At 63.8% G+C, this 12,066-nt stretch carries 11 protein-coding genes; 3 read left to right on the top strand and 8 right to left on the bottom strand.

Annotated elements, in window-relative coordinates; all coding sequences use genetic code 11:
* Positions 1-26 precede the first annotated feature (26 nt).
* Both GY725_12200 and GY725_12195 read left to right on the top strand, forming a co-directional pair.
* Positions 27-731 carry a YceK/YidQ family lipoprotein gene (locus tag GY725_12200; GenBank protein MCP4004947.1) on the top strand — a complete coding sequence of 235 codons (705 nt, stop codon included), beginning with the start codon at positions 27-29 and terminating at the stop codon, positions 729-731.
* 1 nt (position 732) lies between these two features.
* Positions 733-1,029, top strand: a complete 297-nt coding sequence (locus GY725_12195; GenBank protein MCP4004946.1) for a hypothetical protein — start codon at positions 733-735, stop codon at positions 1,027-1,029.
* On the opposite strand, the gene GY725_12190 is transcribed toward GY725_12195, so the two are convergent.
* Complete coding sequence (locus GY725_12190; protein ID MCP4004945.1) at positions 1,030-2,670, bottom strand: acyl-CoA synthetase; 1,641 nt, start codon at positions 2,668-2,670, stop codon at positions 1,030-1,032.
* 96 nt (positions 2,671-2,766) lie between these two features.
* Here GY725_12190 and GY725_12185 point away from each other — a divergent pair, with 96 nt between their 5' ends.
* Positions 2,767-3,918 carry an aldo/keto reductase gene (locus GY725_12185; protein ID MCP4004944.1) on the top strand — a complete coding sequence of 384 codons (1,152 nt, stop codon included), beginning with the start codon at positions 2,767-2,769 and terminating at the stop codon, positions 3,916-3,918.
* On the opposite strand, the gene menE is transcribed toward GY725_12185, so the two are convergent.
* Genes menE through GY725_12150 form a run of 7 tightly spaced genes read right to left on the bottom strand, consistent with a single transcriptional unit; the run spans position 3,919 to position 12,066 of the window.
* Positions 3,919-5,400, bottom strand: coding sequence for an o-succinylbenzoate--CoA ligase (gene menE, locus GY725_12180; GenBank protein MCP4004943.1), 1,482 nt, complete (start codon positions 5,398-5,400; stop codon positions 3,919-3,921).
* A complete protein-coding gene (locus GY725_12175; GenBank protein MCP4004942.1) occupies positions 5,397-6,458 on the bottom strand; it encodes an o-succinylbenzoate synthase in 1,062 nt (353 codons plus the stop codon). The genes menE and GY725_12175 overlap by 4 nt, the downstream gene beginning before the upstream one ends.
* On the bottom strand, positions 6,455-7,363 hold the full coding sequence (locus GY725_12170; protein ID MCP4004941.1) for a 1,4-dihydroxy-2-naphthoate polyprenyltransferase: 909 nt from the start codon (positions 7,361-7,363) through the stop codon (positions 6,455-6,457). The genes GY725_12175 and GY725_12170 overlap by 4 nt, the downstream gene beginning before the upstream one ends.
* Entirely contained in the window at positions 7,360-8,187 is an 828-nt protein-coding gene (gene menH / locus GY725_12165; GenBank protein ID MCP4004940.1) for a 2-succinyl-6-hydroxy-2,4-cyclohexadiene-1-carboxylate synthase, read from the bottom strand. Before menH ends, GY725_12170 begins: the two co-directional genes overlap by 4 nt.
* A gap of 11 nt (positions 8,188-8,198) precedes the next feature.
* Positions 8,199-9,986 carry a 2-succinyl-5-enolpyruvyl-6-hydroxy-3-cyclohexene-1-carboxylic-acid synthase gene (menD, locus tag GY725_12160; protein ID MCP4004939.1) on the bottom strand — a complete coding sequence of 596 codons (1,788 nt, stop codon included), beginning with the start codon at positions 9,984-9,986 and terminating at the stop codon, positions 8,199-8,201.
* Positions 9,974-11,374: an isochorismate synthase gene (locus GY725_12155; protein MCP4004938.1), complete on the bottom strand. Its 1,401-nt coding sequence runs from the start codon at positions 11,372-11,374 to the stop codon at positions 9,974-9,976. The genes menD and GY725_12155 overlap by 13 nt, the downstream gene beginning before the upstream one ends.
* Complete coding sequence (locus tag GY725_12150; protein MCP4004937.1) at positions 11,374-12,066, bottom strand: ubiquinone/menaquinone biosynthesis methyltransferase; 693 nt, start codon at positions 12,064-12,066, stop codon at positions 11,374-11,376. Before GY725_12150 ends, GY725_12155 begins: the two co-directional genes overlap by 1 nt.

Below are 12,066 nucleotides of genomic sequence, written 5' to 3'. Positions count from 1 at the left end.
GTCCGCCGATGGTAGGTTTCGCTGTCATGTTTCAACGCAAGGCAATCTTCTGGATTCTCGCTAGTCTGCTCGTGCTCAGCGGCTGCCAGACCTTCGAGACTTTCGGCGATCCGGCTTATGACGGACCGAGTATCTACAGCGGTACGCGTCGCAATCTGACCTTCGTCGGGAGCGGTGTCTTGAACCTGTCGATGTTCATGGTCAGCCTGGGAGTGATCGATTTCCCGTTCAGCTTTGTCGCCGATACGCTCCTGCTTCCGGTGACGATCCCCCGCTGGAATCAGGCCGGACAGAGCAAGTTCGCAAGGGAACGTGTCGACCAGGAGGTCGCGAGTCCGGTCCAGGTCGAACCGGGTGAAGCGCCTCAGGAGATCGCCGAGCGACTCTTCGCGATCTGTCAGAAGCGCGGCGAACAGTTGGATCCATCGCTCACGGACTGCTATTCGATCGCGGCACGCATCGAATTGAAACGCCAGGACGAAGAAGTACGGGCTTTCAGCGGTGCCGAGTACAAGCCTGAGATCCGCCACAGCATCAAGCGGGCGAGCTACCAGGGCGATTTCATGACGTATCGCGATGTGAGCTATGAAGTCAGCGGCGAAACGGTGCGCATTCGCGCGATGCGGGCCACCGCGTTTTCTCGGGAGCGCTTGCCTGTCTACTTCGTCGTGGGGCCGAGTGCGGATGGCCAGTGGCGCATCCTAGAAGAATCGAGCCCGGGCTGGCCCTGAGATGCTTCCGCTCGAGACGATTGCGGAACTGCTGAGCAGATCCGGCCACCCGATCCACGCGACGCAGATGCGTTCGCTGGCGGCGCGTGAAGAGATGCGAATCGACGGCTTCTGGGAGGACCTGGGCGCCTCCAGCGTCTGGGGTGCGAGCGATTCGATCGCCAGTCTTCAGCTTCCCGATTCCGAACAGGAGCAGCACTTTCGTCGCGCGCTCTTCCAGGTGGCCGAAGAGATGGAATTGCGCGGCGTCGGCAGCGCGGAATCCAAGGCCTATTTCGAACGCATGCGCGCCAGTTAGTCAGGAACTCTCTTCGAGCGCCACAGTTTTGGCCCAGCGGTAGTCCGCCTTGCCGCTCGGGCTGCGCTGGATTTCGTCCCGGAAGATGAAGCACTTGGGGAACTTGTAGCGAGCGATGTGTCGCGAGCATTCTTCGAGCAACTCTTCTTCACTCGCGCCCACACCGTCGCGAAGTCTCACGATCGCCACGACTTCATTGCCCCAACGCTCACTGGGTCGGCCGCAGACTACGGCGTCGTAGACCGCGCTGTGTGCCTTCAGCGCGTGCTCGACCTCTTCGGCGAATATCTTCTCACCGCCGGAGTTGATCGTCACTGAATCGCGGCCGTGCAGTTCCAGGATTCCGTCGGCGCGAATTCCGGCTCGGTCCCCCGGGACCGAGTAACGCACACCGTCGACGCTGGGAAAGGTGCGCTCAGTCTTCGCCTGGTCACCCAGGTATCCCAGTGGAACGCGTCCGGTCTGGGCGAACCAGCCGAGTTCGGAGTCGCCCGGCTTCAAGAGGCGGGTCAGGCCCTCGTCGAGAACGCACGCATCGGGGGCCAGTTTGAAAGAGCCGGTCGAGGCTCCGGATTGCCTCGTGCTGATGTTCGTGCCCTGCGAACCGGTTTCCGAAGAACCCACGCTGTCGACGATCATCAGATGGGGAATCAGCTCGAGCAATTCCTGTTTCAAGGAAGCGTTCAGTGCGGCCCCGCCCGTGACGATGGCCCGCAGGCTCGAGAGGTCGTAGCTCTTCTTGCGCAACTGGTCGATCAGGGGCCGACCGAATGCATCGCCCACGATCAGCATCGAAGTCACCTTTTCGCGCTCGATCGTAGAGAGCAGGTCGTCGGGATCGAGGCGAACCGTGTCTTCCTGGATCACGACGGTACCGCCGTTGTGGAAGGCGAAAAAGGACGACCAGTGCGCGGCACCGTGCATCATCGGCGGGGCGGGCAGGGAGCGTTGCGCCTTCTTTTGGGCGCGTTCGGTAAAGGTCTCGAGGTCGGTGATCACGGCGCCATCTGAGGTCCGGCCGCCGAGTGCGGCGACCAGGATCTCGCCCTGGCGCCACAACACGCCCTTGGGCATGCCGGTCGTTCCTCCCGTGTACAGGATGTACAGATCGTCGGGGGAGGTCTCGTTCTCGGGCTTCTCCGGCGAGGACGAAGCCAGGGCGGTGTCGTAGTCGATCGCACCTGGCAAGAGAGCTTCACCGGACTCGTCGGCCACCTGGATCAGCACCTGCAGATCCGGAAGATCGGAGCGGATCTTCGAGAGAGTCGGGGCGAAGCTGGCGTGGTACACGATGGCGCGCGATCCCGCGTCGCGCAGCAGGTAGATCAGTTCCTCCTCGACATAGCGGTAATTCACATTGAAGGGCACGGTGCGCGACTTGTAACTCGCGATCATGCTCTCGAGGTACTCATTGCAGTTGTACATGTAGAGGGCGACGTGATCCTGGCCCGATTGCCAGTTGGCCAGTTCACCGCGTCCCTTGCGCAGGCCGAGTCCCGTGCTGTTCAAATAGTTCGCCAGCCGGTTCGTGCGCTGATTCACGTCGGCGTAACTCAGGCGACGATCCTGCCAGACGATGCACTCGCGCTCGGGTACCGCATCTGCGATGACCTCGAAAACCTGTCCCAGACTGAACTCCATGCTCCCTCCTCGACCTGCGTCTCCACTTATCCTGCACGAACTTGCCCGGCGAGTCATCTCGTGCAGTCGCGGCGATCGCGGGTTAGTCTGGCTCCGATGCCGACCCAGCCATGGACACCCGGGAGAGCGACTCCCGCGGGTACACGTCGATTCGCGGAGCGCTTTCCGCATCTGCCCGGTCACTTCCGCACTCCGGATCGACTGAGCTTGTCTTCACTGGGTCTGGGGACGAAACCCGGGGAGCCAGGCGGGGTCGACGACATGCTGTACCGGACGGCTGTGCCGATGTTGCTCGACGGTGGCATCAATGTCTTCGATAGCGCGCCCGCCTATCGCATGCAGTCGAGTGAACGAACACTGGGCAGTGCGCTCGAACGCGTCTTCGCCCGGGGAGAGATACAGCGCGACGAGATCTTCGTGATCAGCAAGGGCGGCTACCTGACCGTCGACCCGGACAGCCCCGCCGCGGCCCGCGGTGGGCATCGCTATCTGATCGAAACCTACGTGGACACCGGGCTCATCGATCCCCGTGAGACCGTCAACGGGATTCACGCCATGAATCCCCGCTTCCTGTTGGACCAGGTCGAGCGCAGTCGCGCGAATCTGCGCCTCGAGACGATCGACCTGTACTGCATCGAGGAGCCGGAACTACACCTGCACGCCCGCGGTCCCAGCGAGTTTTCCCTGCTCCTGCGCGAGTGCTTCGAGGCACTCGAGGGTGCGGTGAGTTCGGGTGCGATTGCCAGCTACGGATTGGCTACATGGAACGGTCTGCTGCTCCCGCACGACGAGCGCGGACATCTCTCGATCGTCGATGTCTTCGACGCGGCCCTCGAGGTGGGTGGTCCCGACCACCACCTGCGGGGCATCATGGTGCCTTACAGCGTGGCCCTCGGAGAAGCCAAGGGAGGCGATACGCAATTCGTGCCTTTCGGAAACTCCACCGGTGTCTTCGATACGCTGAACGAGACGGGGACCGCCGTATTTGCGATCGCGCCGCTCGCGCGCGGGCGTGCGGTGCGGGGGCTGCCCGAGTTTTTGACCCAGAGCTTCCCCGAGTGCACGACCGATGCGCAGTGCTGTCTGCAGTTCGCTCGCAGCACGCCGACGGTCACGACCACATTGGTGGGGATGCGCGAACCCGGGCATATCGAAAGCAATCTGGAGCTATTGAAGCACCCGCCGGCCGAACCCGAGCTGATCGAACGTCTCTTTCGTCAGGCGCGCGACGATCGCCCGGCTACCTGATCAGATGCTCTGATCCTGGCGTCGTCGCAACTCCCTACGCCTCAGCTTGCCCGATGCAGTTCGCGGAAGTTCAGTCGCGACTTCGAAGCTACGCGGTACTTTGAACGCCGCAAGCCGTGCTCGCGCCCAGCGTTCCAGCTCGCTCGAGTCGAAACTCGCCCGGTCGCGTAGCACGACGACGGCGTGCACGCGCTGGCCCCAGTGCGGATCTGCACGCGCAATCACTCCCACCTCTCGCACCTGCGGGTGTTTGAGCAGAACGGATTCGACTTCCGCTGGATACACGTTTTCGCCGCCAGAAACGATCAGGTCGGTGCGGCGCTCGAGCACGCTCAGAAATCTGCTCCGATCGAGCATCCCCACGTCGCCGGTGTAGAGCCAGCCCTCGCGTAGAACCCTCGCGTTCGCATCGGGTCGATCGAGGTAGCCCGACATGACCTGCGGTCCGCGTACCCGGATTTCCCCCGCAGTGTCCGGCGGAAGTTCTTTGCCTTCGTCGTCGACGATCTGGATTTCGACGCCGGGCAAAGCTCGGCCTGCACTTTCGGAGGGGTCGCCCTCCGAGGGTGCGAGCGTTGCTACCTGTGAAGCGGCCTCCGTCAACCCGTAGGTAGGAGCGACCGGAATACCTCGTTCGCGACAAGTGGCGAGCAGAGGCGCCGGGATCGGTCCGCCGCCCAGTAAAACGACCCGAAGAGCTGGGGGCGTCTCGAACCCGGAATCGATCTCGAGCACGCGTTGCAGCATCGTGGGTACGAGAGAGACGATTCGGACTCGATCTTCAGCCAGAGCGCGCGCAACGGCTTCCGCTTCGAAGCGCTCGTGTAGCAGCATCGTCGTTCCGTAGATTGCACTGCGAAGTGCAATTGCCAGACCACCGACGTGATACAGCGGCATCGCGCAGAGCCAGCGATCGTCCTCACACACTCCGAGTCGTTCTGCCGAAGCCTTCGCACTTGCCAATTGATTGGCCAGGCTGAGTCGCACGCCTTTGCTTCGGCCCGTCGTTCCGGACGTGAACAGGATCGCCTGATCCATGGACGGGTCCGGCGCGTCGCAGAACGGACCCGGAGTCTCGATCGTCGAGTGCAGGCTCTGCGCGTCGATTGCGATCAGGCCGTCGACTTCCCGAGCCGCCAGGGAAGCGCTCTGTGCGTATTCGGCAGAAGAGATCAGCAGCGTTGATCCGGAGTCTTCGAGCAGCTCGCGCAACTCGCCGGCGAGGAGCCGCGTGTTGAGTGGAATGAGCGTCGCCTCCAGGCCCGGAAGGGCGTGCAGGAGTTCGACGAGCAACGGATCGTTTCCGAGCAACACGGCGACCCGATCACCACTGCGCACACCCAGCGTGCGCAGCTTGCAAGCCAGAGAGCGCGCGCGCTGGTCAAGTCGCGCGTACGTCCAGGTGAACTCGGGTGTGATCAGGGCCAGGTGTTCAGCACGGCCGGCCGGGCGCGCACCCGTCCAGCGAGTGAAGTCTGTCAATTCCCTGTCTCTAATCCCAGGCCCGGGAGCGAAGGGATGCGAAGCTCGCCGTTCCTCGTCGTGAGGAAGTCCGGGAACTGGATATTCAGGGTCGTACTGGAGTCGAGACCGCTCGCGAGCGTCGCGTCGCCGACGGCTGCGGCCAGGTGCAAGGCGGCTGCGGTGCCGACCGGTCCGTCGAGTGTCGTGGTGACGAAGCTGCGGACCTGCACGCGCATCGCGGCTCTGGCCAGACGCGCACTCGCGCGCAGACCGCCGAGAACCATCGGCTTCAATACCGCGATGTGTGCGCTCTGGCCGCCGAGCAGATCCGCGCGTCCCTCTTCACGCGCCAGGGACTCATCGGCTGCCAGGGGTACGGAGCTCGCAGCGTACAGACGTTTCGCATCCGTCCGTTCTGTGGCGGCCAGCGGTTGTTCGATCAGTTCGACCAGAGGGGCCAGGACTTCGAGTGCCTTGCGGGCTCGAGCGAAGCTCCAGCTACCATTGGCATCGACGCGCAAGCGCATCTTCGGGCCCAGGGTTTCACGGACGGCTCGGAGTCGCTTGACGTCGGCTTCCAGATTCGTTCCCAGCTTCAGCTTCAGGGTTCGATAGCCGCGTCGAGCCGCCTCACTGCAGGAGCGAACGGTGGCGGCGAGGTCCTGCGCGGAGACCAATGCGTTGACTGCGACCCGCTCGCGCGGAGTTCTTGCGAGTAGGGCCGCCAGCGGAAGGGATTTCTTGCGCGCCTCCAGATCGTGAAGCGCTACGTCGAGTGCGCATCGCGCAGCCGGTGCATGCGGCCAACGCTTCTCCAGTTCATCCAGTATCTCGTCGAAAGACGCGCGCTGTCCGCGAAGCGCGGTGCGCGCCTCCTCGAGCGAGCGCACGCACTTCTCGAGCGATTCCGTGCCCGCACTCGGCAGCGGAAGGGCCTCACCACATCCACTCGCCGCGTCAGCGTCGCGGATCCGCACCAGGAACCCGCAGCGTTCCTCGATGTTCTCCTTCGCAGTCCTCAGCGGAAGCCGGAGCGAATACCGAACGGGCTCAAACTCGATCTGTTCCAGCTTCAAAATGCGATTCCCAGTGCCCAGAGCAGGCCGAAGACGCTGTGCAGGCGCGCAGTGTGGGCAAGGAGCAGATTGAACTCGGGACCGGTCCGAGCGTCGCGTACGTGTCGGATCAGCTGAATCCCCAGCGGCAGACTCAGCCAGGCCGCGGCCGGTGGGATCGAACCCTGAACGGGAAGCACCAGCACGAGCGGCGCAGAAAACGCCATCCCGATCAAGAGTGCGTAGAGCACTCGTGTCCGGGCGGCCCCGAGTCGTACGGCCAGTGTGCGCTTGCCGACTGGCGAGTCGCTTTCGATATCGCGCAGATTGTTGACCAGCATGATGCAGGTAACCAGAAGACCGACCGGAACCGAGGCGCGCAGAGCCAGACCCGAGAGCGAACCGGTGTGCAGAAAACTCGTCCCTGTTACTGCGATCACACCGAAGAACACAAAGGCCGCGACTTCCCCGAGTCCGTGTGTCGACAGCGGAAAAGGTCCTCCCGAGTAGGCGACGGCTGCGACGACGGAAGCGAGGCCGATCCAGAAGATCGGCCAGCCACCGATCGAGACCAGATACGTCCCGCATGCGACGGCGAGTGCGAAGGAGATCGCGGCACCGACCGTCACCTGGCGATGACTCAGAAGGCCCGCCTGGGTTACACGCGTGGGGCCGATCCGTGCCTCGGTGTCGACACCCCGGGAAAAGTCGATCGCATCGTTGGCCAGGTTCGTGCCGATCTGAAGCAAGAGCGCTGCGAGCCCGCAGACGAAGGCGACGGCGCTGGAGAAGCCAGCTTCCGCCCACGCGACCGCACAACCGACGAGTACCGGAACGAGTGAAGCACCCAGCGTCCGCGGCCGGATGGCCAACCCCCAGACTTCGAGAGCAGACGGAGGTCCGCTGTCCGAGGTGCTCGCGCTCACAGGGACCTACGCGAAGCGTCGCTCGCGACGAACTCGCACACTTCGCTCAACCAGGCTTCGGGATGCTCCAGATGCGTCGTATGACCGCTTCGCGGCACGATCTTCTGGCGCGCGTCCGGAAGCGCGCTGCACATCTGCGCGCCGATCTCGCGGAACTTCGGATCTTCTTCGCCCGCCAGCAAGAGCACGGGCAGGTCGACCTGGTCGAGTTGGTCCCAGAAGGACGGCTGCTGGCCCGTGCCGAGCCCGCGAAGGCACGCCGCGAGCGCTCGGGGCGAGTTGTGCAGACGCTGTTCGCGCGCTTCGAGCAGGCGCCGGGCACCGATTCTCTTCTGCGAGGCGAATAGCGGCAGACCCATCCAGAAGTCGACGAAGTTGGACAGGGGCTCAGTCTCGATTCGGCGCGCGAGTTCTTCATCGGAGTGCACCCGTGCGGCGCGTTCTTCCGGATCGGCCAGTCCTGGGGATGCGCCTTCCAGGATCAACCCGGACATGCGTTCGGAAAAACGCGTCGCAGCACCCAGAGCGACGCGTCCGCCCATCGAGTAGCCGATCCATGTGGCCTGTTGCACGCCACAGGTATCGAGCAGTTCGACCAGGTCGTTCGCGTTTTCGCTGAGTTCGTAGCGTTTCGCTTCCTCGCAGGGCGAAGAGTCCCCGTGGCCGATCAGGTCGGGAACCAGGACGCGATGCGCACGCGCGAGAGTGTCGAGCAGTTCCGATCCCCACGTGCGGCCACAACCGGTGAATCCGTGCGCGAGCAGAAGGACTGGGCCCGCGCCGAGATCCGCGTAGCGCAGGGTATGTCCGTCTCGCAGTTTCAGCTCTGCCACGATCAAGTCCCCTGTATCAGCGCTTGCCGCACGCTCTCGGAGAGTTCACGGTGTAACGCGGCGTTGCGCTTCCGATCCGTCCGCACGATCAGGAAGTCCAATCCCGGATGCGCCAGCGCCGTCCCGAGAGCGGATTCGAGATCCTTGGCATCTCCAACCTCGGAGCAAGTGACACCGAAACCGGAAACGACTTCGGAGAGTCGCAGCCCGTGCGGTGTGCCGAAGTGGCGTTCGTAGGCTTGCGGCTTCGCGGCATCTGCAACCGGGAGCATTTCGAAGATTCCGCCGCCGTCGTTGTCGATCACCACGACCGTGAGGTTCGCATCGACTCGCCTGGCCAGCGCGAGAGCGCCCACGTCGTGAAGCAGTGCCAGATCACCGATCAGCAAGACACTTGGTGCGCGCGAACCGCAGGCGTGTCCCAGAGCGCACGATAGCGTGCCGTCGATGCCGTTTGCGCCGCGATTCGCCACAAAGCGCACCGCACTCCCGCTCGACGGCCAGAAAGCATCGACGTCGCGTACAGGCATGCTGCTGGCGCAGATCAATTGAGTCCCGGTGGGAAGTGTCCGTGCGAGGGCTCGAACGGTCTCCGGTTCGCTCAACTCATCGGTCTGTTTCAGAACGCGATCCAGGGTGGCCCGTGCTCGCTGTCCAGCATCGAACCAGATGCGCGTGAACTCTCCCTGTTTGCAGGTGCGCGGCTCGCAGCGCCGCAGGAGTTCGCGCGAAACGCGCAGCGGATCTCCCCTTACGAGCTGGGTTGCAAGTGCGGTCGGCTCCGGCCAGTCGTGCGGACAGATCGCGATCTGCAGGATTTCCGGGTGACGTTCGAGAAACAACCTCACGGCTTTGGATGTCGGCATATCTCCGAACCGGAGAACGACTCTCGGAGCGTTTTCATCGACAAAGCTCTCGCAGCGCAGTACGGCGTCGTGGGCATCGACCAGTCTTTCTCGGTCGTGCATTCCGCAGCGCAGCTGGGAAAGTGGTTCGGCGAGGAGCGGCCAGTCGAGAGCGCGCGATAGTTCTGCGATGGCCTCTCGGAGTTCGGAATTCTCGGGAAGTGGACCGGCCACCAGCCAGCCCGCTTGCTCCGAACGCAGCGTTTCCGCCAGCTCATCTAGATCGGCCGGTGTCGGAATGGGAGGCGCCGAAGCCGAAACCCGCACCAGTGGTGATTCCTCGCGGCCCCGCAGCGCCAATTCACTCAACCGCGCCAACGCCGCCGATTGCTCGGGGTTTTCGAGCGGCGCAAGTGGCTCGCGAAAAACGGCGTTGAGCTGTACCGGTCCGCGCGGCGAGCCGTTCGCCGCCGCGCAGGCGCGATCACATAGTGCGCGAACCGCGCGCAGGACGTGATCGTCGGCGATCGGTACCGGCAGTTCGGCGTAGAATCGCAGGTAGCCCGAGTACAGCCCCGTTTGATCGATGGTCTGGCCTGCACCGCACTCGCGCAGTTCGGGCGGTCGATCTGCAGTGAGCGCGATCAGCCCAATTCCGCTGTAGTGCGCCTCCACGATGGCCGGTAGATAGTTGGCGGCGGCCGTTCCAGAAGTGCAGACGAGTGCAACCGGCTCGTCGCTCGCGCGCGCCAGGCCCAGAGCAAAAAAGCCAGCTGAGCGCTCGTCGAGCACCGAGCAGTCTTCGATTTCAGCGTTTTCCGCGAAGGCAAGAGCCAGAGGTGCGGAGCGCGATCCCGGGGAGACCACACACCGGCGTACACCGGAGCGCGCCAACTCATCGACGATGGCGCAGGCGAAAGCCAGGCTGAAGTTCAGCTCTCGCACGCGCGTTCCAGCGCATCGCTGAGCGCTGAGAGCTTCAGCCGTGTTTCTGCCGCTTCGGTAGTCGGTTGCGAGTCTTCGACGATGCCCGCCCCCGCGTAGAGTCGCGCGGAGTTCTCCTGGAGTAGACCGCAGCGCAGAGCCACCCACATCTCGCCGCGGCCCTGCGCATCGAACCAGCCGATCGGGCCCGCATACCAACCGCGGTCAAAGTCCTCGATCTCTCGGATCACATCGAGTGCAGCCTCTCGCGGAGTGCCACCGACGGCCGGGGTCGGGTGAAGCTGAGCCGTTGCATCCAGGATGTGCACCTCTTCGTGAATCCGGCCGCGAAGCTCTGTGAGTAGATGCTGCGCGCGTCCGGCACCGATCAGTTCCGGTTCCTCCGGAACCTGCACGCGATCACAGAACTGCGCCAGCACAGTCTTGATCGCACGCACGACGTAGGCGTGTTCGTCGCGGTCCTTGGCTGAGGCCCGCAGATTGCCACCCGGGGCACAGGTGCCCGCAACCGCAGCTGCACTCATCTCCTCGCCGTGCAGGCACACGAGCTGCTCCGGCGTGGAGCCGACGAAGGTGCTGTCTCCGACACCCTGAGCGTAGGTCATGCAACCCGGGTGGGCGGCGCGTAGTTCGCGCAGGATCGAAGCGATGGGGCGCGGCCCGTGCAACGCGATCCGTTCGCGATCCGCAAGTACGACCTTGCGGGCGCGCCCGTCTTTGATCGCCTGCAGAACGCGAACGGTGTTTGCGGCGTAGCGCGAGTCAAGCCCGTCAGCGGCGGGCGCCGAGAGCGTGGGGAGCGTCGCGTCGGCGGTTTCCGTCTTCTCGAGCAACTGTGCCCAGCGTTTGACGAAGCGATGTGCGAGTACATCCGGGTCGTCGTCCGGTGATACGCGCACCGCCCAGCACAGACTCACGAGGCCGTCGCGTCTGGAGATCATCAGTTCGGGCAAGGTGAATCGGGCCAGGCCGAATGGACGCCAGGCGGAGTCGAGAGTTCGCACGGTCTTCGTGTCGAATGCGATCCCGCCGACCAGTTGCGGTTGAAGCACCGCATCCGGCTCGAACTCGATCTCCCCGAAAAGACGACGACACGCGTCGTCGAGGTTTTCTGCTTGCGACACGGTCTGCGCTTCGACTTCGGCGCAGCATCCGATCGCGAGCAGATCGAAGTCCCGCGCAGGGCAGCTTGCCAGGAAGCGCCGCTCGGTTCGACGTTCGGCCGCAGCGAAGATCTCGGTCAGGTTCGGTAGCTCGGGGAGCAGTTCACTTTGCACGAAGATCGCGGAGCGACCGAGCTCGCGTGCGCGGCGAATACCCCGGTTCAACGCCTCCATGTACCCGGACGACGAAGAGGTCGAGGAGTTCGTTAGCTCGAAGGTGGACATCAAGCTCTCTTCGCAAACAGGATCTGCGCTGAACCGAAGAGCTTGACGCGTTTCTCGACGCTCGGAAAACCCACATGTGCCAGAAGTGCGCGGATTTCCGGCTCAGACGGCAGATAGCTGGTGGAGGCCGGCAAATAGCGATACGCCTCTGCATCCGAGATCAGTGCGCCGATCATCGGGACCAGGCGTTTGAAATGCAGATTGTGTCCCCACCTCATGAGTGCCGAGCGCGGTTCGTCCACTTCGAGCACGACCAGGCGTCCACCCGGCACCAGCACACGCGCACATTCCGCGAGTGTTTCTTCCAGACGGTCGAAGTTCCGCAGGGCAAATCCGCAGGTCACAACATCGATGCACGCATCAGAAACGGGCAGGGCCGCGCCATCCGCTTGTACGTACAGACCGCTCTGGCAGCGCTCGCGAGCGGCCCGCAACATTCCCTGCGATAGATCCATCGCGAGCACGGAGGCGCCTCTGGAACGACATAGTTCGGCCAGATCGCCGGTGCCGCTGGCCAGGTCGAGCACGCGCGTTCCCGAGCGGACTCCCGCGCTCGAGACGGCTTCGCGTCGCCAGCGCTGATCCTGTCCCAGCGTCATCAAGCGGTTCACCAGGTCGTAGCGCGGGGCAATGCGGTCGAACATGCGGCGCACGAACTCGCGCTTTTCACCCGGTGCAGGTAGAGCGTTCAC

It is taken from the genome of bacterium, from assembly GCA_024226335.1.
Taxonomy (GTDB): domain Bacteria; phylum Myxococcota_A; class UBA9160; order SZUA-336; family SZUA-336; genus JAAELY01.
Note: the sequence above shows the minus strand (reverse complement) of the source record. Positions and strands in the feature narration are given on the sequence as shown.